The organism is Vibrio sp. GJ43-1 (assembly GCF_055808835.1).
This window is the reverse complement of record NZ_CM147884.1, coordinates 449491-472208: the sequence shown is the minus strand read 5'-3', so window position 1 is coordinate 472208 and position 22718 is coordinate 449491. Positions and strand designations below refer to the sequence as shown.

General features: G+C 45.9%; 14 protein-coding genes and 6 pseudogenes. 10 read left to right on the top strand and 10 right to left on the bottom strand.

Annotated features, from left to right (window positions below):
• Nucleotides 1-116: 116 nt before the first annotated feature.
• The gene (locus AC0L66_RS02345) at nucleotides 117-656 is read left to right on the top strand and encodes a PadR family transcriptional regulator (RefSeq protein ID WP_265676732.1); all 540 of its coding nucleotides are present in this window, start codon (nucleotides 117-119) and stop codon (nucleotides 654-656) included.
• Nucleotides 657-826: 170 nt separating this feature from the next.
• Here AC0L66_RS02345 and metF read toward each other — a convergent pair whose 3' ends face one another.
• The 3 genes and pseudogenes from metF to AC0L66_RS02330 all read right to left on the bottom strand — a co-directional run bounded on the left by metF (nucleotide 827) and on the right by AC0L66_RS02330 (nucleotide 5688).
• A complete protein-coding gene (gene metF / locus AC0L66_RS02340) occupies nucleotides 827-1720 on the bottom strand; it encodes a methylenetetrahydrofolate reductase (RefSeq protein WP_265676731.1) in 894 nt (297 codons plus the stop codon).
• A 361-nt stretch (nucleotides 1721-2081) separates the two neighbouring features.
• A complete protein-coding gene (locus tag AC0L66_RS02335; RefSeq protein WP_473568288.1) occupies nucleotides 2082-4508 on the bottom strand; it encodes a bifunctional aspartate kinase/homoserine dehydrogenase II in 2427 nt (808 codons plus the stop codon).
• Between the two features lie 8 nt (nucleotides 4509-4516).
• A pseudogene (locus AC0L66_RS02330) lies at nucleotides 4517-5688 on the bottom strand (O-succinylhomoserine (thiol)-lyase).
• Nucleotides 5689-5937: 249 nt separating this feature from the next.
• Between AC0L66_RS02330 and metJ the strand changes: the two are divergent.
• Nucleotides 5938-6259, top strand: a pseudogene (gene metJ, locus AC0L66_RS02325) (met regulon transcriptional regulator MetJ).
• 203 nt (nucleotides 6260-6462) lie between these two features.
• On the opposite strand, the pseudogene AC0L66_RS02320 reads toward metJ, so the two are convergent.
• Nucleotides 6463-7727, bottom strand: a pseudogene (locus AC0L66_RS02320) (malic enzyme-like NAD(P)-binding protein).
• A 355-nt stretch (nucleotides 7728-8082) separates the two neighbouring features.
• Nucleotides 8083-8298: a 50S ribosomal protein L31 gene (gene rpmE / locus AC0L66_RS02315; protein ID WP_265676727.1), complete on the bottom strand. Its 216-nt coding sequence runs from the start codon at nucleotides 8296-8298 to the stop codon at nucleotides 8083-8085.
• A gap of 280 nt (nucleotides 8299-8578) precedes the next feature.
• On the opposite strand from rpmE, the gene priA reads away from it, so the two are divergent.
• The 8 genes and pseudogenes from priA (at nucleotide 8579) to rraA (ending at nucleotide 16720) form a co-directional block, all read left to right on the top strand.
• The gene (gene priA / locus AC0L66_RS02310; protein WP_473568287.1) at nucleotides 8579-10492 is read left to right on the top strand and encodes a primosomal protein N'; all 1914 of its coding nucleotides are present in this window, start codon (nucleotides 8579-8581) and stop codon (nucleotides 10490-10492) included.
• A gap of 29 nt (nucleotides 10493-10521) precedes the next feature.
• Nucleotides 10522-10902, top strand: coding sequence for a hypothetical protein (locus AC0L66_RS02305; RefSeq protein ID WP_473568285.1), 381 nt, complete (start codon nucleotides 10522-10524; stop codon nucleotides 10900-10902).
• Between the two features lie 216 nt (nucleotides 10903-11118).
• The gene (gene cytR, locus AC0L66_RS02300) at nucleotides 11119-12126 is read left to right on the top strand and encodes a DNA-binding transcriptional regulator CytR (RefSeq protein ID WP_265676725.1); all 1008 of its coding nucleotides are present in this window, start codon (nucleotides 11119-11121) and stop codon (nucleotides 12124-12126) included.
• A gap of 83 nt (nucleotides 12127-12209) precedes the next feature.
• A pseudogene (locus tag AC0L66_RS02295) lies at nucleotides 12210-12760 on the top strand (SPOR domain-containing protein).
• A 342-nt stretch (nucleotides 12761-13102) separates the two neighbouring features.
• Nucleotides 13103-13636 carry an ATP-dependent protease subunit HslV gene (gene hslV / locus AC0L66_RS02290; protein WP_428753977.1) on the top strand — a complete coding sequence of 178 codons (534 nt, stop codon included), beginning with the start codon at nucleotides 13103-13105 and terminating at the stop codon, nucleotides 13634-13636.
• Nucleotides 13637-13681: 45 nt separating this feature from the next.
• On the top strand, nucleotides 13682-15016 hold the full coding sequence (gene hslU / locus AC0L66_RS02285; protein WP_473569174.1) for an HslU--HslV peptidase ATPase subunit: 1335 nt from the start codon (nucleotides 13682-13684) through the stop codon (nucleotides 15014-15016).
• Between the two features lie 179 nt (nucleotides 15017-15195).
• Nucleotides 15196-16125, top strand: a complete 930-nt coding sequence (locus tag AC0L66_RS02280) for a 1,4-dihydroxy-2-naphthoate polyprenyltransferase (protein ID WP_473568282.1) — start codon at nucleotides 15196-15198, stop codon at nucleotides 16123-16125.
• Between the two features lie 79 nt (nucleotides 16126-16204).
• A complete protein-coding gene (gene rraA / locus AC0L66_RS02275) occupies nucleotides 16205-16720 on the top strand; it encodes a ribonuclease E activity regulator RraA (RefSeq protein ID WP_473568280.1) in 516 nt (171 codons plus the stop codon).
• A 164-nt stretch (nucleotides 16721-16884) separates the two neighbouring features.
• On the opposite strand, the pseudogene AC0L66_RS02270 reads toward rraA, so the two are convergent.
• The 5 genes and pseudogenes from AC0L66_RS02270 to AC0L66_RS02250 all read right to left on the bottom strand — a co-directional run bounded on the left by AC0L66_RS02270 (nucleotide 16885) and on the right by AC0L66_RS02250 (nucleotide 22687).
• A pseudogene (locus AC0L66_RS02270) lies at nucleotides 16885-18052 on the bottom strand (nucleotide sugar dehydrogenase).
• Nucleotides 18053-18099: 47 nt separating this feature from the next.
• Nucleotides 18100-20002: pseudogene (locus AC0L66_RS02265) on the bottom strand (polysaccharide biosynthesis protein).
• A gap of 38 nt (nucleotides 20003-20040) precedes the next feature.
• Nucleotides 20041-20592: a sugar transferase gene (locus AC0L66_RS02260; protein ID WP_473568278.1), complete on the bottom strand. Its 552-nt coding sequence runs from the start codon at nucleotides 20590-20592 to the stop codon at nucleotides 20041-20043.
• A 23-nt stretch (nucleotides 20593-20615) separates the two neighbouring features.
• Entirely contained in the window at nucleotides 20616-21548 is a 933-nt protein-coding gene (locus tag AC0L66_RS02255) for a UDP-glucose 4-epimerase family protein (protein WP_473568276.1), read from the bottom strand.
• 5 nt (nucleotides 21549-21553) lie between these two features.
• Nucleotides 21554-22687, bottom strand: a complete 1134-nt coding sequence (locus AC0L66_RS02250; protein ID WP_473568275.1) for a glycosyltransferase family 4 protein — start codon at nucleotides 22685-22687, stop codon at nucleotides 21554-21556.
• Nucleotides 22688-22718: the final 31 nt, after the last annotated feature.

Sequence of the window (22718 nt, the reverse complement as noted above, 5' to 3'; positions counted from 1 at the left end):
TACACAAGACCATTCTAACTTTTCAACTGATGAACGTTAGCTTTGGCCGCGTCACAACTTAGATGACGGTAACAAGCGCCATAATTACTATTAAGTTATTGATCTGGATTTTTATCATGTCACTACCACACGTTATCCTTACTGTATTAAGCACTCGCGACGCGACTGGCTACGACATCACTAAGGAATTTTCTGCAAGCATCGGATATTTTTGGAAAGCGAGCCACCAGCAGGTGTACCGTGAATTAAACAAAATGGCAGACAAAGGTCTTGTGACTTGCAAATTAGAGCCACAAGACGGCAAGCCTGATCGCAAGGTGTACTCCATTACCGAATCTGGACGTGGGACACTCAGTGATTGGTTTGAACAACCAACCGTTCACCCGACAGTCCGTGACGAGTTTTCAGCGAAACTCGCAGCCTGTGCAGTTCAACCTTCAGCCGCATTTCGTCTACAACTAGAAGAGCTGATTGAAGACTCTAAAAAGCTGGTTGCACACTATCGCGAAATCGAAGCCGCGTACTACGCAACACCAAGCACGCTAGATACGCACGCTCGTTTGGAGCGCCTAACACTGCGTCGTAACCTATTCTCACGTCAGGCTTGGCTAGACTGGGCTGAAGAGACATTGGCAGAGCTGGAAGCTATCGCTTAACGCAATACCTTGCGGCAAGCGCCTTGAACGGCAGTGTTATTCGGTCAACACCTTCAAGGCCAAGCTATCAAAAATAAAAAAAGCGCTGGATTTGCATCCAGCGCTTTTTTATTGCCTTTCTAGCTACTTTTGCCAATGACTCGACAATTCATTGGCAATGCTTACGTGTACTATGCCCCTTGTGGACGCACACCTAATGTATGGCAAAGTGCATACGTCATCTCTGAGCGGTTAAGCGTGTAGAAGTGGAAATCTTTTACGCCTTCACGACTTAGTGTTCTCACCATATCGATCGCTTGGCTTGCTCCCACTAACTGGCGCGTTGTTGGGTCATCGTCTAGACCTTCAAACTGCTTTTGCATCCAACCTGGCACTTTTACTTTATTCATCGCAGCAAAGCGAGACGCTTGCTTAAAGTTAGAAACGGGCAAAATACCTGGGACGATTTCAGCATCAATACCCGCCGCCACACAGCGGTCACGGAATCGAAGGTAGCTCTCAACATCAAAGAAAAATTGAGTGATAGCACGGTTCGCGCCTGCATCAATTTTACGCTTTAGGTTCAGCAGATCAGACTGGGCACTTTTTGCTTCTGGGTGCACTTCTGGAAATGCTGCCACCGAAATATCAAAATCATGGCGTGATTTCAGTAACTCAACTAAGTCTGAAGCATACATGTCCGGTTGACCACCACCTTCTGGGATGTCACCGCGCAAAGCAACAATACTCTGAATGCCATTCGCCCAGTAATCATCGGCAATATCAATCAGCTCGCTACGAGAAGCATCAATACACGTTAAGTGAGGCGCGGCGATTAAACCCGTTTCATTCTTAATTTCTTTAATGATGGAGTGCGTACGATCTCGCTCACCTGAGTTAGCGCCATAAGTAACAGAAACAAACTTAGGCTTAAGCGCTTTCAAGCGATGAACAGACTTCCAAAGCGTCTCTTCCATATTCGGTGTGCTTGGCGGAAAGAATTCAAAAGAAACATTAATATTGTCCGAAAGCTCAGCAATATTTTGGTTTAAGGCATCAATATGCCCAGCATGCGTGTATCCCATGGTTCTCTCCCTAAATTGCCAAAGTTGGTTATCCCAGCCAACCTTAGACTAAAACCTGTCTGTCATTAAAAGTGATGAATCTAAATTTGTCATTCTTTTTGACGTTTAGACGTCTATATGTCTGTAGAATGAAATGAATGGCATTTAAAGTCAATAGCATCACAATGAATTTTTTTCATGTTGAATGTTAGGGAAATTGAAGATGTATGACGTTAGAAACAAAATCCCCCGTCTCTATGATAAGAAAAGGGGGGATTGAACAGAGGTAACCATTCACTCAGCAGAAGCAGCCATTCACTCAGCAGAAACAACAATCAATTCAGACGAAGCAACCATTGATTGAGACGAAGCAACACCGGATTTAGAAGAAACTCGATATTAAGTTTAGGTCCGACTGAATCGCTCCCGCCGTCACTTCTCGTCCAGCACCAGGACCTCGAATCACCAATGGGTTGTCTTTATACCACTTGCTTTCAATCGCAAAGATGTTGTCACACGGTAGCAAGTTAGCAAGCGCATGCTCTTTCGATAGCGCCTCAATGCCCACACGAGCCTTACCAAAGCGATCTAAGCGCGCCACATAACGTAGCACCTTATCTTCTCGCTGTGCTTTGTCTAGACGCTCTTGAAGCAATTCGCTCAGCAACCCAGACTGCTCAAAGAAACCATCAAGTGTCAGCTCTTGTAGTGCCTCTGGAACCAAAGACTCAACCACAACACTATCGGGTTCAATATCCAAGCCCGATTCACGAGCCAAAATAACTAGCTTTCGCATCACATCAGAGCCATCTAGATCCGAGCGAGGATCGGGTTCAGTCAACCCTTGCTGCCACGCTAAGTCGACTAACTCAGCAAACGGAACACTGCCATCAAATTGCTGGAACAACCAAGATAACGTGCCTGAGAAGATCCCCGACAGCGCCACAATATCATCACCACTTTCGCGCAAATCACGCACGGTATGGTTAATAGGTAAACCCGCACCCACGGTCGCGTTATACAGCCAATGACGACTGGTTTTCGCGAAAGCATCTTGCACGCGATGATAATCAGCACTTGGTGCTGAGCCCGCCACTTTGTTTGCAGAAATCAGGTGAACGCCATGTTCTGCAATGGATACGTATTTTTGTGCCAGCACTGAACTCGCCGTCACATCCAATACGACCGCTTCATCGTAGCCATGTAATGCTGCGATTTGCTTGAGCCAACGATCGCCTTCATGGGCTACCGCTTCATCTTTATAACGCTCGAGCACGGTAAGCTCATCCAGGCCGTTTTCATCAAACCAATAGCTTTGACTGTCGACCACGGCCACAAGATCAAAGCTCATGCCACGACGTTTTTCGAGTTCAGGTTTTTGCTGCTTGAAAAGCTCTAACCATGAAGAACCAATATTACCTTTACCGCATAAGGCGACGGCAACACGCTTCTGAGCTTGAAAGAGTTGAGTATGAACCGATTTCACCATCGGCATCACCTCGGATCGACGCAGTACGGCGGCCAAACTCAAGCCTGAATCTGCTTCACAGAAAAATTCTACCGGAGCATGTTTCAACTGCTGGTAAAAACCAAAACAGTGATTGGCATTTTTCGTCACACCAGCGCCAACCGCCGCAAGCATGGCAAAGCCTTCTTTCAGCTTAATTTCCGCTTCAATCGCCAAATCTTGCAATTCATTGAGCGTTCCTGAGGCAATCTCTGGGGTATACGCTAGACGCAAACGCGATTGGTCGGCCTGCGCTTCAAAGGCTAACGGTTCGAGTTGCGCTCGCTTTAAGCCATTTAATACTTCCGCTTTGGCACGTTCGAAATCATGACCGTTACCAAATGACAACTCTATGAGTAGCACTTCTTCTAATGAAGTAATAATTTTGGCACCGCGACCTGATGCCAAAACACGCTCAATTCGCGTGGATCCAGATTCGGGTAAATAACTGCAACGTAAGTTCAGATCCATGGTGCTTTGCGCCACAGGCTGAAGGGTACGACTATGCAATACTGGCGCCGCCAGACGCGCCAATTCGCTCGCTTCATCTAATCGAAGTAACGGCAACAAGCACGCATCGGACACGACTCGAGGGTCGGCACTGTAGACCCCTGCCACGTCACTCCAAATGGTTACGCTCGCCACTTCCGCTAACGCACCAATCACAGTCGCCGAATAATCTGAGCCATTGCGACCCAGCAAGACTGTTTCGCCCTCGCTGTTTTGCGCCATAAAACCAGTAATCACCACACGGTGATGCGCATGCTGAGCTAAGGTACTTTTTATCAATGGGTAAGATTGAGCACGATCTACCTCAGGCTGAGCGCCAAACTCGGCCCGCAAGAATGCGCGGGCATCTTGCGCCACAGCAGGTAAATCGTGTTGTCGCAACAATGCAGCCAGCAATCGAGAAGACCACACCTCACCATGACCTAACACAGCGGCTTTCTGAGCTTCCGTTAGTGGCGCGACTTGTTCGCCTAGCGTACTGAATTCATCCGCTAGCTGTACGCGCAGAACTTCGGCGTCATCACCTTCAATCAACGCTTCAACTAGATCCAATTGAAACTGTCGTAAGGCTTGTAAGTGTTCATGCGCGACACGACCGTCTTTGTTTAACGCATCTAAAAAGTTAATTAAACGGTTTGTGGTTTTCCCTGCCGCTGACACGACGATAAGGTCGTCTGAATGAGAGTAATTTTTTAGAATCGATACCACACGACGATAGCACTCTGGATCAGCCAGACTGCTGCCGCCAAATTTATGTAATTGCTTCGTTGTCGGTACGTTAGTATTGCTCATCGCCGTCTTTACCCTTCAAACGTTCTTGCTTTATCAAAAGCGTGTTGTAAGTCTTCAATTAGATCTTGCGCATCTTCTAAGCCAACAGACAAACGCAAGAGTTGTTGTGACACGCCCGCCTCTGCAAGCGCTTCTTCACCCATTGCGCGATGCGTCATAGAAGCAGGGTGACAAATCAAACTTTCCACGCCGCCCAGTGACTCGGCAAGAGAAAATAGCTCAAGTTGACCAACAAAATATTTGAGTTGCTCAAAGCTACTAAGCAAACTCAAAGCTCAGCATGGAACCAAAACCCGACTGTTGTTTTTTGGCAATCTCATGACCAGGATGCTCTGGTAAGCTTGGGTGATAGATAACCTTGACCAAGGCTTCATTTCTCAAGTAATCAAGGATCACTTGCGAACTCTCTTCATGGACACGCATGCGCGCACCTAAAGTACGAATGCCACGTAGCGTCATATAGCTATCAAAGGGTGTACCCGTTGCACCAATGCAGTTGCCCCACCATGCCAACTCTTCAGCATGCGCTTCGGTCTTGGTAATCACCACGCCGCCAATCACATCTGAGTGACCATTGATATACTTGGTGGTTGAATGAATAACAAAGTCAGCCCCCAACTCTAAAGGCTTTTGGTATCTCGATTGTCAAAAAGGTGTTATCAACGGCCACCAGCGCGCCAACTTGTTTGGCTTTTTCACATACTCGAGCAATATCCACCACGCGTACTAGCGGGTTAGAGGGGGTTTCAAGTAAAATAAGCTTGGGCTTTTTAGCGATAGCGGCATCTAATGCCGCCTCATCACCTTGATCGACAAATTGAACCTGGAAATCGCCTTTTTGAGCGCGAGTATTAAATAAACGATAAGACCCGCCATAACAGTCATGTGGCGCGATAATAAGATCGTCAGGTCCAAGAAATGCCGATGCCCATAAATTCAGTGCGGATGTCCCACAGTTCGTCACCACTGCCCCTTTGCCTGATTCCAATTCAAATAGTGCTTGCTCTAGCAAACCACGATTGGGATTACCAGAACGGGTATAATCGTACTTAGGCACGTCGCCGAAAGCAGGAAAGCCATAATTGGTAGAAAGGTAGATAGGGGGGACGACAGCGTGGTGTTGGGTATCTGACTCGATACCCGTTCGTACCGCGATGGTCGCTGGCTTCCGATTGCTCATAGAAACATCCTTTATTAACGCGCGCAAAGTGAAGACTAAATAGGGTTTTCATCATGCTTGAACCGACAGGGAAAAGCATCAATCTTTGAAAAAATTAACAGTCCGTTAAACTAAGCCCCACTTTACTGTCCATTTTGTGAGACGTCAACACTTCTAGACGTCTATATGTCTTTGCTTATGGCAGTAAATGCCGCTAAAATTGCACCTTTCTTATTAAACAAATTTACGATCAATAAACGAAGGTGTGCAATGGCAGATTGGAATGGCGAATACATTAGCCCTTACGCGGAGCACGGCAAGAAAAGTGAGCAGGTTAAGAAGATCACGGTATCCATTCCGTTAAAAGTGCTAAAGATATTGACGGATGAAAGAACTCGCCGCCAAATCAACAACCTACGCCATGCTACCAATAGTGAATTATTGTGTGAAGCGTTTCTGCATGCCTATACTCGGTCAGCCACTACCGACCGATGAAGACCTGAGAAAAGACCGCCCAGATGATATCCCTACGGAAGTAAAAGCGATGATGACGGCGATGGGCATTGAGTTTGAAGCGTTTGATGAAGAATAAAATCTAGAAACTGGGTCCTGGGTCCTGGGTCCTGGGTCCTGGGTCCTGGGTCCTGGGTCCTGGGTCCTGGGTCCTGGGAAAAATAAAAAAAACGTTGCCCTCTCGAGCAACGTTTTTTTTGAAGCAAATTCCAGGAACTAGGTACTTTTTTTCCCAAAGCCCTAATATCCCCAAAACCTTACGATCTCCAAAACCTAAACGACCTACTCAGTCATATAATTTTCAGGCATTTCAATTCTTGCCACGCCGGACTCTACTGCCGCGACCGCGACCGCTCTTGCTACTCGCGGTAACAAACGTGGATCCATTGGTTTTGGAATAATGTAATCTTTACTAAATGACAACGCCGAGACGCCAGCGGCATCCAATACGTCTTGAGGTACTAAGCTCTTTAGCGATTTGACGAATCGCCTCAACAGCTGCAAGTTTCATCGCATCATTAATTTCGCTGGCTCGTACATCGAGTGCGCCGCGGAAAATGAACGGAAAACACAACACATTATTCACTTGGTTCGGGTAGTCCGAGCGCCCGGTACCCATAATGAGATCATCACGAACTTCATGGGCAAGTTCTGGTTTAATTTCAGGATCTGGGTTTGAACATGCGAAGACAACTGGCTTTTCTGCCATGAGTTTCAATGCTTCTGCAGGAAGCAAATCAGGCCCCGATACACCAAGGAAAAGATCAGCACCTTCAATAACATCTTCAAGAGTACGCTTATCCGTGTTATTCGCGAACATCTGTTTATATTCGTTTAGACCTTCACGTCGCGTGTGAATCACACCTTTACGATCCAGCATGTAGATCTTTTCACGCATCGCACCACATTTGATCAACAGCTCCATACACGCCGTCGCGGCGGCGCCTGCACCCAGACATACGATCGTCGCTTCACTTAGCTCTTTGCCTTGCAGCTCAATCGCATTCAACATACCAGCCGCAGTTACAATCGCCGTTCCATGTTGATCGTCATGGAAAACAGGCACGTCACAACGCTCAATCAAGCGACGTTCAATTTCAAAACAATCTGGCGCTTTAATGTCTTCTAAGTTGATACCACCAAAGGTGTCTGAAATATTCGCTACCGTATCAACAAACTCATCTATTGTGCGATGCTTCACTTCAATATCAATAGAATCTAACCCTGCAAAACGTTTAAACAATAACGCCTTACCTTCCATCACTAGGTTTCGAAGCAAGAGGGCCCAAGTTACCTAACCCTAAAATCGCAGTACCATTTGAAATCACGGCGACCATATTGCCCTTCGCTGTGTATTTATACACATTTTCCGCGTTTTGAGCGATCTCTCGCATCGGCTCCGCCACACCAGGGCTGTAGGCAAGAGCAAGGTCCTTAGCAGAATCTGCGGGGGTAGTCAGAGCGATTTCAATTTTCCCAGGGGTTGGGTAGGCATGATAATCCAGAGCTTGTTGACGGAATTCATCGATTTGGTGGTCATCGGACATGGTATGTGATCCTGCTTTTTCGAGTATGAAAGACTGAGTGTGATGGTTTATTGTTTTAGTATAACCCGCTTAATAAGCGTATTTCGCTCGCCTAAAAGGGGGACAAGCGCGCGCATGTTATGTTCAGTGCGTCGCAACTTTGACCAATCATACTACGCTAGTTATCAGCAGTTTTGAACGGATACATAGGTATTTATACTAGTGGTCAGTCAAGCTATAGCAACACGCTATGCATTAAAGGGGGGAATAAAGAGGGTATGGGACAGGCTAAGGGAGAAAAGAAGCAGCAAAGATAAATGATAGAAACAAAAAAGGACGCCGAAGCGCCCTTTTTATATCTACGTAAGTAATATCATTACTTGCTAGATAGTGCGCCGAAACGCTTGTTGAAGCGATCAACACGACCACCAGTATCAACGATACGTTGCTTACCAGTGTAGAATGGGTGACATTTGTCACATACGTCTAGGTGAATTGAATCTTTCGCTAGCGTAGAGTTGAACTCAAATGTATTGCCGCAAGAACAAGTTGCTGTTACAGCTTTGTATTCTGGGTGGATACCAACTTTCATGGGAAACCTCAAATTTAGGCCGTGTCGCTATCCGAATCTTTGCCGGACACCACACGTAGTGAAAAAAATACCTGTGTTACCGCTTTTTACACTCAAAGGTGCAAATAAGCCATACCATCAAGGCGCAGTATAGTAATGAATAGTCGAGATTGAATCAACTAAAATTGCCACTTTTTTCACCACCTTTAGGTGGCGTCATTCAGTTTATTTAATTAACTGTTTATCGAACCCAACATAGCTAGGTAGAATAGTCCTCTATTTTATCAATACCGATTTTACTATGCGCCCAAACGTTGCTCGTGTTGCACTGCCCGTGCCACTAGATAAACAGTTCGACTACATTGTTCCTACTCACCTCTTTCCAGTGGTGGGAGGACGCGTATCTGTGCCGTTTGGACGTCAAACACTCGTCGGTATCGTGACTCAGTTCAGCCATCAATCGGACTTTCCCATTGATCAACTCAAGCCGATAAAAGCCGCCCTTGATAGCCGTCCTATTTGGTCACAGCCTTTATATGAACTCATCACTTGGTGCAGCCTTTATTATCAGCACCCATTAGGCGATACGTTACACAACGCTCTACCAGCGGCGCTGAGAAAAGGCAAACCCGCGGAATTTGCCACCACCGTTGAGTGGCAATTAACGGAAGCGGGCCAAAATCAATTAATGCATGGCTTTGGTCGAGCTGTTAAACAAGCCAAAGCGATGCATTTTCTAGAAAATGGGCCCTGTTCGCATCAAGCGCTATTAGATAATGACATCGGTAGCACGGTGTTAAAAACCCTTGATGAGAAAGGCTGGGTCCGCGCTCATGAAAAACAGGCACCCACGCTACAATGGCCGAGCGACTTAACCAATACTCCGCCCGATCTTCGACTCAATGAAGAGCAAGCCATCGCGATTGCTTCAGTGAATAGCCAAACCGACTTTGGCTGCTACTTACTAGAAGGCGTGACAGGCTCTGGTAAAACAGAAGTCTATCTAAATATGATCAAGCCCATACTTGAGCGAGGACAACAAGCTCTCGTACTGGTGCCAGAAATTGGCTTAACGCCACAAACAATTAATCGCTTTCGTAAACGTTTTAATGTGCCAGTGGAAGTCATCCATTCAGGGCTTAATGATACTGAACGCTTAAACGCTTGGCTCAGCGCAAGAGATAAAGTCGCGGGTATTGTCATCGGCACACGCTCGGCATTACTCACGCCCTTTGCTGATCTGGGTATCATTATTGTCGATGAAGAACATGACACCTCTTATAAGCAGCAGGACAGCCTACGCTACCATGCCCGTGACGTCGCAGTCATGCGTGCTAACAAAGCACAGATTCCGATTATTCTTGGCTCTGCAACTCCGTCATTGGAAACGCTGCAAAACGCGTTAAGTGGTAAATACCACCACTTAATATTGAGTCAGCGAGCAGGACTTGCGGTCCCCACCACCAATAAAGTCATTGATGTAAAAGGTCAGTATTTAGAGAGTGGGCTTTCAGCCCCGTTAATTGCGCAATTGCGTCGCCATTTAAACGCAGGCAATCAAGTGATGCTGTTTCTCAATAGACGAGGCTTCAGCCCAGCGTTAATGTGTCACGAGTGTGGCTGGATCGCCGAATGTAAGCGCTGTGATGCCTATTACACCTATCATCAGGCCAGTAATGAAATTCGTTGTCATCATTGCGGCTCCCAACACCCCGTTATCCACCAATGCCAAGGCTGCGGCTCACATCAACTGGTCACTGTAGGTGTAGGCACTGAACAATTGGAATCTCAACTCGGCGAGTTGTTTCCTGAATACAAAACCATTCGAATTGATAGAGACAGTACGCGCCGAAAAGGCAGCCTTGAAGCAGCGCTAGATGCGATAAAGAAAAACGAATACCAAATACTAATTGGTACGCAAATGCTGGCGAAAGGACACCACTTCCCCAATGTCACACTCGTTGCTTTACTTGATGTGGATGGGTCTCTTTATAGCAGCGACTTTCGCGCGTCAGAGCGCTTAGCTCAGTTATTTATTCAAGTCGCAGGCCGAGCCGGACGAGCGAGTAAACCGGGGAAGTCTTACTGCAGACCCACCACCCCGATCACCCTTTACTGCAGTCATTACTCAACAAGGACTATCGACACTTTGCCGATACCGTTCTGCAAGAAAGAAAACTGGCACAGCTGCCTCCATTTAGCTTCCTCACGTTAATCCGTTGTGAAGCCAATAACCCCGCAGATGTGGAGACGTTTCTACGTCAGGTTCGCTACTCCTTGGAAGCGCATCCACTGTTTGATAATAGCTGCCTGGTACTGGGTCCAACCCCAGCCCCTATCGCCAAACGAGCAGGTAAGTCACGGTGGCAACTGATTTTGCAGGTACCGTCACGTAGCGTGATGCAAAAAATCATTTCCAGTGCGAAGCTGGTGATCACTCAATTACCATTGGCGAAAAAGTGCGCTGGTCGATGGATATCGAGCCACAAGACCTTAGCTAGACCATCGCAAACGTTTACTTATAGAAATATCATCCGCTTCAGATGTGATATACTTCACAACTATGATGCAATTTCTGTTAAATGGACCGTAACTTTTTGTTTGGAAATGAATAATTTCCATTAATGCGTCATGATAATCAAGACCTGTTTATTCGCTTTGTTTATCCTAGCCATCCTGATTAATTGACGACGATTCGTTGATTAAAAACTCAGTAAAATGGCATAACAAGAAAGATAACTTAAATAGCAAAGTGTGGCGAAAACCGCCAAAAAGTGCACTGAAAAGCAATCAGTGAAATAGGTATTTCATTAAATTAGCAAAACATGAGGAAAGTATTGTATGGCGACAATGAAGGATGTTGCCCAGCTTGCAGGGGTTTCTACCGCCACCGTTTCACGTGCATTAATGAACCCTGAAAAGGTCTCATCCAGCACGAGAAAACGAGTGGAAGAGGCGGTATTAGAAGCTGGATATTCACCAAACTCCCTAGCTCGAAACCTGCGTCGTAACGAATCGAAAACCATCGTCACTATTGTACCTGACATCTGCGATCCGTATTTTTCAGAGATCATCCGTGGTATTGAAGATGCAGCAATCGAGCATGGCTATTTAGTGCTATTGGGCGACAGTGGACAATCGCAAAAACGCGAAAACTCCTTTGTTAATTTGGTGTTCACCAAGCAAGCTGATGGCATGCTATTGCTCGGAACGGATCTTCCGTTTGACATTAGTAAGCCAGAGCAAAAAAACCTCCCTCCCATTGTGATGGCGTGCGAATTTGCGCCTGAACTGGAGTTGCCTACCGTTCATATCGATAACCTGACGTCTGCTTTTGAGGCAGTGAACTACTTATCGCAATTGGGTCACAAGCGTATCGCACAAATATCCGGACCCGACACCGCATTTTTGTGTCGCTTCCGACAGCAAGGTTACCAGCAGGCGCTGCGTCGTGCAGGTATCCCGATGAACCCTTCTTACACTGCCAAAGGTGACTTTACCTTTGAAGCGGGGGCTAAGTCTGTTCGGACGTTATTAGCGCTACCCGAGCCACCCACCGCTATTTTCTGCCACAACGACATTATGGCCATTGGCGCGATGCAAGAGGCCAAAAAACTTGGCTTGCGCGTTCCGCAAGATTTGTCCTTTGTCGGCTTTGATGATATTCAATTCGCTCAATACTGCGATCCACCACTGACGACCATTTCACAGCCTAGGTATGAAATTGGCCGTCAAGCCATGTATACCATGCTAGAAGTACTGCAAGGTGTAGACGTTAGAGCTGGGTCTCGCCTACTGGATACCGAACTTGTGATACGCGACAGTGCGGCTCCTCCAAGAATCATCTAACCAACCATTTGCTGACTTGCAAGTTGACCTCGTGGTATTTACCATGAGGTCAGTTATTTACTTCAACATTAGAAGTGTCATCAGTGGCAAACCGAGATTACGTTAGACGAGGCAAAGGTGCGAATACTGGCCGTCGTCCTGCAAAAAGAAACCAACAGGTAAAAAGCCATGGCGTAGCGGACTGCTTGCCATCATTTTGACGTGCGGATTTGGCTACGGCTTATATCTGCTCAATCAAGACCCAGAGCCAGCAAAGCCGACACCACCAGCGAAAACAGTCAGCAAGCCTAAAGCAAAGCAGGCTAAGCCTATCCCGCCGCCTCCAGAAGAGAAGTGGGACTATGTTGAGACCCTGCCAAAACGTGAAGTGGAAGTAAAAGCAAAAGAGCAAGTTGTCTCTGCTATCCCTTACATCATGCAGTGCGGCGCGTATAAAACCATGGCACAAGCTGACGCTCGTAAACTGGACATCGCCTTCCAAGGCCTCTCGAGTAAAATTAGAAAGAAAGAAAACAGCAGCTGGTACCGCGTGGTTCTTGGACCATACAAGCTCAAACGCGATGCCGAGCGAGATAAGCACAAATTACAACGCGCTAAGATAGAGCCGTGTGCGATTTGGAAAGAAACGCAATAGTTCTATGGTTCTATGGTTCTATGGTTCTATGGTTCTATGGTTCTATGGTTCTATGGTTCTAACCAATCACACTACGGTTTGAACTGTAAACCATGATGAGCTAAAAAACCTAATCAGAGCATCCCTCCTCTGCTGGAGGGATGTCATAAAACAGAGCTATCGCTCTTAATGAAAAAGCCAGCCGTTACACACCATAAGTCACACCTATAGAAGGGCCACAGGTCCATAGAACCATAGAACCGCTTTTCCAATAACCCCACCTCTTCCCTTGAAATTCTTTTCGCTCGTCCGCATATCCATTTCATACTGGAAATAAAATCTAAAATTTATGAGGCATACACCGTGACTACTATTGTATCTGTACGTCGAAATAACAAAGTTGTAATTGCTGGTGATGGGCAAGTGTCCCTTGGCAATACTGTAATGAAAGGCAATGCCCGTAAAGTTCGCCGCCTCTACAACGATAAAGTCCTTGCAGGCTTTGCTGGCAGCACTGCGGATGCCTTCACACTATTTGAGCGCTTTGAAAGCAAGCTGCAAATGCACCAAGGCCACCTCACCAAGGCCGCTGTAGAACTGGCTAAAGATTGGCGTAGCGACCGCGCATTACGTAAATTAGAAGCGTTACTGGCGGTTGCCGATGAAACGGCGTCTCTGATCATTACTGGTAATGGTGATGTGGTTCAGCCAGAAAATGACCTTATTGCCATCGGCTCTGGTGGTAACTTTGCGCAAGCCTCAGCGATGGCTCTGCTTGAAAACACCGATCTTGATGCTCGCGAAATCGCAGAGAAGTCACTCAAAATCGCAGGTGACATTTGCGTATTCACTAACCACAACCACACTATTGAAGAACTAGAAAGCGGCGAAAAGTAACGCCATAAAAACAAAAATAGTGTCCAATCTTTGTAAGGAATAATGATGTCTGAAATGACCCCTCGTGAAATTGTTCACGAACTTAACCGCCATATTATTGGCCAAGATAACGCAAAGCGCTCAGTGGCGATTGCACTACGTAACCGCTGGCGTCGTATGCAGCTTGAAGAAAGTCTGCGTGTTGAAGTATCTCCAAAAAACATTCTGATGATCGGTCCTACCGATGTCGGTAAAACCGAAATTGCTCGCCGTCTTGCAAAATTAGCCAACGCGCCTTTTATCAAAGTCGAAGCCACGAAATTCACTGAGGTGGGTTACGTGGGTAAGGAAGTCGAAACCATCATTCGTGATCTGACCGATGTGGCCATTAAGATGACTCATCAGCAGGCAATGGAAAAGGTGACATTCCGCGCTGAAGAGCAAGCTGAAGAGCGCATTCTTGACGCCCTACTGCCACCAGCACGCGATGCTTGGGGCCAGAATGAACAACAAGACAACACGGCTTCCAATACTCGCCAAACGTTCCGTAAAAAACTGCGCGAAGGTAAGCTAGACGACAAAGAAATTGAAATTGATGTCGCCGCCTCGCAAATGGGCGTGGAAATCATGGCGCCTCCTGGTATGGAAGAAATGACCAACCAGTTGCAAAGCATGTTCCAGAACTTAGGCGGCGATACTACGAAAAAGCGCAAGCTGAAGATCAAAGATGCCTTCAAAGCGCTCACTGAAGAAGAAGCCGCGAAACTGGTTAATCAAGAAGAGCTGAAAGAGCAGTCCATCTATAACGTTGAAAACAATGGTATTGTCTTTATCGATGAGATCGACAAAATCTGTAAGCGCGGCGAAGCTTCAGGCCCTGACGTGTCACGTGAAGGGGTGCAACGAGACCTGCTTCCACTGATTGAAGGCAGTACGGTGTCAACCAAACACGGCATGGTAAAAACGGACCATATCCTATTTATCACCTCAGGCGCCTTCCAAGTGGCGAAGCCATCAGACCTAATCCCTGAGCTGCAAGGCCGCTTACCGATTCGTGTTGAACTTGAAGCACTAAGCAGCAACGACTTTAAACGTATCCTTACCGAGCCAAAAGCGTCGTTAACCGAGCAATATACCGCGCTAATGAAGACCGAAAACGTCGATGTTTCGTTTACCGAAGACGGCATCCAGCAAATTGCCGATGCGGCATGGAAGGTTAATGAAACCACAGAAAACATTGGTGCTCGCCGACTGCATACAGTAATGGAACGCTTAATGGATGAGATTTCATTCGATGCAACAGAAAAATCTGGCGCAAGCTTAGTCATTGACTCCGCTTACGTCACCTCACGCCTTGGCGAGTTTGTTGATGATGAAGATCTGAGCCGATTCATTCTTTAATCTCAAATATCGACCATGCGCACGGTATCTAAATTTATGTAGATCCTTGCAAGTGCAATAAATAAATGGAGTGAGGTTAACGGCATACTGTTAACCTCACTTTTTATTTGTCGCTGAGAATTTGGTGCTCTGCCAAAATTGCGTATACTCCTTTGTACGCGTATCAGAAATAAGCAATTATGAATAAATCAGTCCAAATCTGGCTCGATGCAGCCCGACCAAAAACACTGCCCCTCGCTTTGGTTTCCATCGTCACTGGCAGCACCCTCGCCTTTTCAACGGGTAGCATGTCTTGGAGTATCGCCTTACTGGCGCTCGTCACCGCCACCTTGTTACAAATACTGTCGAACTTAGCCAACGACTATGGCGATGCTGTTAAAGGGACAGACAACGAAAATCGCTTAGGGCCGATGCGTGCGATTCAATCTGGCGAAGTGACACAGCAAGAGATGAAGAAAGCCATCATCTTTAATATTGTGCTCACGGTATTCGCTGGTCTTGGGCTCATCTTTCACGCCTTAGATTCACTGCAAAACATTCTCGCCTTTATCGCCCTTGGCGTACTGGCCATCATTGCTGCCATTGCTTATACCGTTGGCAATAAGCCCTATGGCTATGTCGGCCTTGGGGACATCTCTGTTTTTATCTTTTTTGGATTACTTGGCGTTACTGGTACCTATTTTCTACACACAGGTCACATCGACTCGTTGTTAGCACTGCCAGCTATTGGCTGTGGGTTGCTCGCGGTCGCAGTGTTAAACGTCAATAATATGCGCGATATTGACAATGATAACGCATGTGGAAAGCGCACCGTGGCCGTTCGCTTGGGCGCGCAACGAGCTAAGCGCTACCATACCTTGCTACTCAGCAGCGCCATCATTGCCTTTGCTCTGTATTTAGTCGCCCAATCCCTGACACATTCTGCCCCACTTTGGGTGATTCTGCCCTTTGCGCTGAGCGCTATCGTGGTTGGGCGCCATGCCAGTGCCGTATGGCGTGCCACTGAGCCTGCTCAGATCGCCCCGATGATGCCAGTCGTGGTAAAATGTTCACTTGTCACTAATATCTTGTTTTCTGGAATTGTTATAGCTCAAACTCTGATGACTTAATTGCGCCTTGTCATTGCATTGACTTAGTCACCCGATATACTCGAAACATACCCTTTGCTAACTGAACAGAAGAATCGCCATGGAATACAGTACTTCAGCACTATGTGATATCTACCTAGACCAAGTCGACGTGGTCGAACCTATGTTCAGCAATTTTGGCGGTCGTGCCTCCTTTGCTGGTCAAGTGACGTCGGTAAAATGTTTTGAGGATAACGGTGTAATCCGCGACATCCTAGAGCAAGATGGCGTAGGTCGAATCCTATTAATCGATGGCGGTGGTTCACTGCGTAAAGCACTCATTGATGCAGAAATTGCGGCGCTGGCGGAAGATAACGAGTGGGAAGGCATCATCGTCTATGGCTGCGTCCGTGAAGTCGATGAACTTGAAGAGATGAACCTTGGCATACAAGCTCTGGCGTCTATCCCTGTAGGTGCGGCGCAGAGCGAAATTGGCGAGATTGACGTACCCGTCAACTTTGGCGGAGTAACCTTCCTACCAGAAGATTATGTGTACGCCGATAACACGGGCATCATCCTGTCTCAAGAGCCGCTTGATGTGAATTTAGAGATAGATGAAAAAGACGTAGAAGAGTAAGCCGCAAAGCTAAGTACAAGCTGACAAGCTCCCAGTCTACGCAGAGATGATAAAAATTGAATCAAAAAAAACGAGAGCACATTGCTCTCGTTTTTTATATCAGTCGAAACTAATCACTAATCACTAATCTCTGTAGCAATAGCTAGTCGTCTCTTTAGCAATAACTAGTCGTTACCAAACAAATCTCGGGTGTATACCTTCTCAGCCACATCCTCAAGCTCTGGCAACATACGGTTAGAGATGATGACATCGGCCTCTTGCTTGAACGCCGCCACATCACGAATAACACGTGAATGGAAGAAATGCTCTTCTTCTAACACCTAGCTCGTAAACAATCACTTCAATGCCTTTGGCTTTTAAACGCTTCATGATGCCTTGAATGCTCGACGCGCGGAAATTGTCCGAACCCGACTTCATGATCAAACGATACACGCCCACCACTTTTGGATTGCGCTTCATAATCGATTCCGCGACAAAGTCCTTACGGGTACGGTTAGCGTCTACGATGGCACCGATAATGTTATTTGGCACTTCTTGGTAGTTTGCCAGCAGCTGCTTGGTGTCTTTTGGCAGACAATAACCGCCATAACCAAACGAAGGATTGCAGTAATGCCCGCCAATACGAGGGTCTAACGCCACCCCTTCAATGATTTGGCGAGTATCTAAGCCCGCCGCTTCTGCGTAAGAATCCAGCTCGTTAAAATACGCCACACGCATCGCAAGATAAGTGTTAGAGAACAGCTTAACCGCTTCTGCTTCGGTGGAGTCAGTAAACAGCACATCGATGTTTTCTTTCTGCGCGCCTTCAACCAGCAGATCAGCAAAGATTTTTGCGCGTTCACTACGCTCACCAATGATGATGCGAGACGGATTCAAGTTATCAAACAGCGCACTGCCTTCGCGTAAAAACTCTGGCGAGAAAATGACGTTTTCTGTGCCTAGTTCTTCGCGTACCCGCACTGTGTACCCAACAGGCACCGTCGACTTAATCACGATAACCGCGCTTGGGTTCACCGCAAGCACATCTTTAATCACCGCTTCTACGGAACCGGTATTAAAGTAGTTAGTTTGTGGGTCGTAATCCGTAGGCGTCGCGACAATGACATAATCGGCATTCGAGTAAGCCAATTTTTTATCCAACGTCGCGGTAAAATTCAGATCATCACGTTTCAGAAACGCCTCAATTTCAGTATCGACGATTGGAGACTGACCGTTACATAACAGCGCCACTTTTTCTTCATTAATATCGACCGCCACTACCTCATGATTTTGAGATAGGAGCATCGCATTAGATAGGCCTACGTAGCCGGTTCCTGCAACAGCAATTTTCATAGTTTCATCTTACACATTGGTTTGGACTACATTACATCCAGTTATAGTTAATTCGCTTGATTCGCTTGATTCCAGACTAAATCACCAATGCCATCTGTTGGCACAAATCCAGTTGGCGCTTCCAGCATCAAACGTCTTAATGTTTCTTGGTCAAAATTGTCTGCGGCTTGCTGGACTTCGTCAAGTAACGCTTTGTATTGCTTAGTGTCCATAGAGACCTCTTGCGCCATCATTATTCGATCGTGACTCGTTTTGGAAACGCTATCACCAATCAATAACTCCTCAAACAGTTTTTCGCCCGGTCTCAACCCTGAATAAATCACCTCAATATCGCCATCTGGGTTTTGCTCATCTTTGATTTCAAGACCAGATAAGTGAATCAGGTTTTTAGCAAGATCAGAAATTCGAACTGGCTCGCCCATATCAAGTACAAAGACATCGCCCCCCGTTCCCATCGCCCCAGCTTGGATAACTAACTGCGCCGCTTCAGGGATCGTCATGAAATAACGGATAATATCCTTATGCGTCACCGTAACGGGCCCCCCGCCTGCAATTTGAGACTTAAACAATGGGATCACAGACCCAGATGACCCAAGTACATTACCAAAACGTACCATAGAAAAAATCGTGTTATGCGATATTTGATATTCTTTTGCCAACGATTGAAGGCCTAATTCAGCCAAACGCTTAGTTGTTCCCATAACATTCGTCGGACGAACCGCTTTATCTGTAGAGATCAATACGAAAGACTCTACATCCGCTTCAATCGCAGCCAACGCCGTACGATAGGTGCCAAGGACGTTATTCTGCATCCCTTCAGCCACATTGTATTCCACCAAAGGCACATGCTTATATGCCGCAGCATGATAAACTGTTTTGACTTGATACGCAGACATAGTGCGAACCAATCGGGTTTGGTCTTGCGCATTACCTAAGATCGGCACAATATCAATATGTGGCACGAGCTGCTGGAGCTCACGTTCAATTCGATACAGTGAATATTCTGATAGTTCAAACAAGACTAAAGCTGTGGGTTGATGTTTTATGATTTGACGACAAAGCTCAGAGCCAATCGACCCACCCGCACCTAGTCACCATCACCACTTTGCTTTTAATGTTTTTTTCCAATAACGCTTGATTCGGTGCAACTTGATCTCGCCCTAGCAAGTCCTCGATCGCCACTTCTTTAAGCTGATCAATTTGATATTCACCATTAACGATATCTACCAAATTTGGAATGGTCATCACTTCTACGGGATACTGAGACACACTTTCAATAACGCGCTTACGCTCATTTCTTGATGCCGTCGGCATTGCCAGCAATACTTTTTCAACTTTTTCTTTCTTTATCAGTTTACTTAAATATTTGTGCCGAAAAACAGTGACGCCTTGAATGGTCGTCTTGTGCATTTTCCGATCATCATCGATAAATGCAACAACGCGATACTCTTCTCCCTGTGCAATCAAGTTATACAACTGCCTTCCAGCATTTCCAGCCCCGTAAATGAGAACAGGTGTTCGCCCCCTCACAATCAAATCAGAGACTAGCATTCGAACCAATAATCGAGCACCGCCACTTAATGACACTAAAAACGTCGCATAAATAATAGGGACAGAGCGGGGCAGGAAAGCCTGAAAATAATGAGCAAAAAGAACGATAGAAAGCGATGAAATGATGGCGCCAAATGCAATGGTAATAACAGCGTGCAAACTCAAGTATCGTAAAACCGCTCGATACAAGCCCGTATTGATAAAAGTTAGCACTGTCACACCAGATACAGCGGCTAAGACAAACCAATAGTCAATATCAAACCAAAACTCATCGATATAGCCCATACGGGCGTAAAATGCGCCCCAAAACGAGAGGAAGATAAACAATAAATCACAGGCAACACTCACGACTCTTTTTAATGGCCTTGGCATCGCCCATATTGGGTTAAGAGAAAGCACTGAGGCTCCTTACTATAAAGGTATAACGAAAATATTGTCTACTTGGAAACGCGGTCGCCCATGCCCTTACCTGTTGCCGTGGCTAAAATATAACGGAAGTAATGTGATAACGTTAAGGTATCAATCATTTCTTTATCCGTTTTAGCTAACAACTCCGGTGTGGACATATCAATGTTAGTCACCTGTGCTAATCCCGTCACACCGGGTAAAACATCGTATACACCTACAGCATCTCGCGCAGATATGAGCTCTTCTTGATTGAACAAGTTTGGACGCGGACCGACTAAACTCATCTCACCTTTCACGACATTGATAAGCTGTGGTAGTTCATCAATTTTGGTTTTACGTAAAAATGCACCAAGCTTAGTAATAGAACTACGGCTTGCTAAATGACTAGCAACGGACTTGGTCTCCAGCGACATAGTTCGAAACTTGATCAGGTTAAATGGCCTTTTATTTCGACCTACACGCTCTTGGATAAAGATCGGGGAACCAGTATCAAATAGGCCAATGACCGTAACAATAGCCAAAATAGGCCACAAAAATAACAGCCCAAAAAACGCAATCAAAAAATCCAAAAGACGTAACATCACTTTCTCGCAATATATTGTAATTAAAGCGCTTTGCTCATCAGAGTAAGACTTTGCTCCATAGTAAAAGGAGGCTTCCAGTCTAACATACGTTCATTTTTATGAATATCGACTTGTAAAGAACCAGTGAGACGTTCAACCATAGCGGATTTCCCCGTCAATCGTCCTGCAAATTCAAACAAACGAGTTGGCACTGGAAGCATCAAGAGTTTACGTCCTTGAGCTCTCGCCATTAGTTCAATCAACGTTCGAGTCGATACATCTTGCCCATCAGATACTAAAAAGACCTGATTCGCAGCATTAGGGTGCTCAAGGCAAACTTCAATAAGACTTAATAAATTGTATATCGACACTAAACTACGACGGTTATTCGTTACACAACCGAGAGGTAAGGGCCAGCCTTTCCCTGCTAACTTATATAGCGAAGCAAAATTAGCCTTCACTCCCGGCCCATAAACCAAAGGAGGACGAATGATCACAATCTCCATTCCAGTTTGCTCTCCCAACTCTAAAAGCTGAGTTTCCGCTTCTGACTTAGATAGTCCGTAATCGTCTTGAGGCGATCGCATCCCATCCGCAACAAAAGCATCTGAAGTGGTGGCCTCACCGCTTACTTTTATCGAACTAATGAAAATAAAACGCTTTACTCCTTGAGAAGCAGCTTGTTGGGCAAGTTCCAGCGTGCCAACCGTATTAACCTTTCGATATTCATCCAATGGGTTATTGGAACTGTCTTGCATAACATGAGCACGTGCGGCGCTATGAACGACAACATCAACGTTAGCAAGTTCTAATTTTGCCGTTTCAATATCTTGCAGCTGTCCTTTTACAAAGTCGCCTTGCCAACTAATTGGCCGCTGACGACCAAAACAGGTTACTTCATACTTAAGACTAAATGCAGACAGAATATGGTGACCAACAAATCCACTAGCCCCGGTAAGAAAAACTTTCATCATATTGGCTATCGCTTCCTTTGTTCTTCGTAAATGACGTCAAATGATGCGAGTACACTTTTATAGTCAAATTTTTCCAGTGCCATCATACGACTACGTTTCCCGTATTGGCTTCTTAATGCCCGATCTTCAGCTAGCTGTTGGATGGCATCGGCAAGCGCATAGGGATTTTTGACAGGCACGAGTAAACCATTTGGCCCTACTGAATCAATCAGTTGCCTACATCCTGGTGTATCACTGGTAATGATAGCTAACCCACATGATGCAGCCTCAATAAGTGATTTTGGCAACCCTTCTCGGTAAGATGGCAAGCAAGCGATATCTGCCGCCTGATAGATATTTATTATATCAGTTCGATGCCCTAGAAATTCAATCAGACCAGCCTCATTCGCGGCAACAAGTTCAGATTCTTTGAGCGAGGAAATGTTTTCATCATCAACACCACCCACCATACGCAGTCGCACATTAACTTGACGCTCTTTCAAGATGCGAGCAGCTTCAATAAACTCTCGAGCCCCCTTATCTTTAAGCATTCTCGCTAAAAAAACGACAACGGGTTTATCATTTTTAACATCAGCTGGAACAAAGTATTGGGTGTCAATACCTACTCCGTTAACCAATGCTGCACGCGATTCAGGTACAATGCCATCATTAACAAATAGAGCGCGATCATCATCATTTTCAAACACGACAGTAGCTTGACGCTGTGAAAGAACAAACCGATAAATAGACTCAACGACACGCCATAATAGACGAGCTTTTGGGGTTTCAGCGAGAGACAGCGAACCAAGTCCAGTAATCGAAAATACAGATCGACGTGGTCGAATACTTTTGAAGAGCTTCGTTAAAAATCCGCTATATAGCACTGGTTTTATTGTGAACGCATGAAGAAGGTCAGGCTTGATTTGCTTCAACAGCTTAAATAACGTCCATATAACTTTGAACTCGTTAAGTGGATTAGTACCGTCACGAGTCACACCATAATTGTGATAATGAAAACCTAGGGCTTCATATTCTTCGCGCTTTTCTTCATCACCGGTAATGATGTGGACCGTGTAGCCTTTCTCTAAATTGTGTTTTGCCAAGCGGATAAAGTGGGAATGAAAAAACCAAGAGACGTTAACGACATATACAAGCCTCATTCGTTTACCTCATAAAATTTTAAATAAACTT

What these genes read in the sequence shown, in the direction of transcription:
- AC0L66_RS02335 (WP_473568288.1), bottom strand. Translation starts at nt 4,508, where the DNA reads ATGAGCAATACTAACGTACCGACAACGAAGCAATTACATAAATTTGGC.
- AC0L66_RS02250 (WP_473568275.1), bottom strand. Translation starts at nt 22,687, where the DNA reads ATGAGGCTTGTATATGTCGTTAACGTCTCTTGGTTTTTTCATTCCCAC.
- AC0L66_RS02345 (WP_265676732.1), top strand. Translation starts at nt 117, where the DNA reads ATGTCACTACCACACGTTATCCTTACTGTATTAAGCACTCGCGACGCG.
- AC0L66_RS02260 (WP_473568278.1), bottom strand. Translation starts at nt 20,592, where the DNA reads ATGTTACGTCTTTTGGATTTTTTGATTGCGTTTTTTGGGCTGTTATTT.
- rraA (WP_473568280.1), top strand. Translation starts at nt 16,205, where the DNA reads ATGGAATACAGTACTTCAGCACTATGTGATATCTACCTAGACCAAGTC.
- rpmE (WP_265676727.1), bottom strand. Translation starts at nt 8,298, where the DNA reads ATGAAAGTTGGTATCCACCCAGAATACAAAGCTGTAACAGCAACTTGT.
- AC0L66_RS02280 (WP_473568282.1), top strand. Translation starts at nt 15,196, where the DNA reads ATGAATAAATCAGTCCAAATCTGGCTCGATGCAGCCCGACCAAAAACA.
- priA (WP_473568287.1), top strand. Translation starts at nt 8,579, where the DNA reads ATGCGCCCAAACGTTGCTCGTGTTGCACTGCCCGTGCCACTAGATAAA.
- metF (WP_265676731.1), bottom strand. Translation starts at nt 1,720, where the DNA reads ATGGGATACACGCATGCTGGGCATATTGATGCCTTAAACCAAAATATT.
- cytR (WP_265676725.1), top strand. Translation starts at nt 11,119, where the DNA reads ATGGCGACAATGAAGGATGTTGCCCAGCTTGCAGGGGTTTCTACCGCC.
- AC0L66_RS02255 (WP_473568276.1), bottom strand. Translation starts at nt 21,548, where the DNA reads ATGATGAAAGTTTTTCTTACCGGGGCTAGTGGATTTGTTGGTCACCAT.
- hslU (WP_473569174.1), top strand. Translation starts at nt 13,682, where the DNA reads ATGTCTGAAATGACCCCTCGTGAAATTGTTCACGAACTTAACCGCCAT.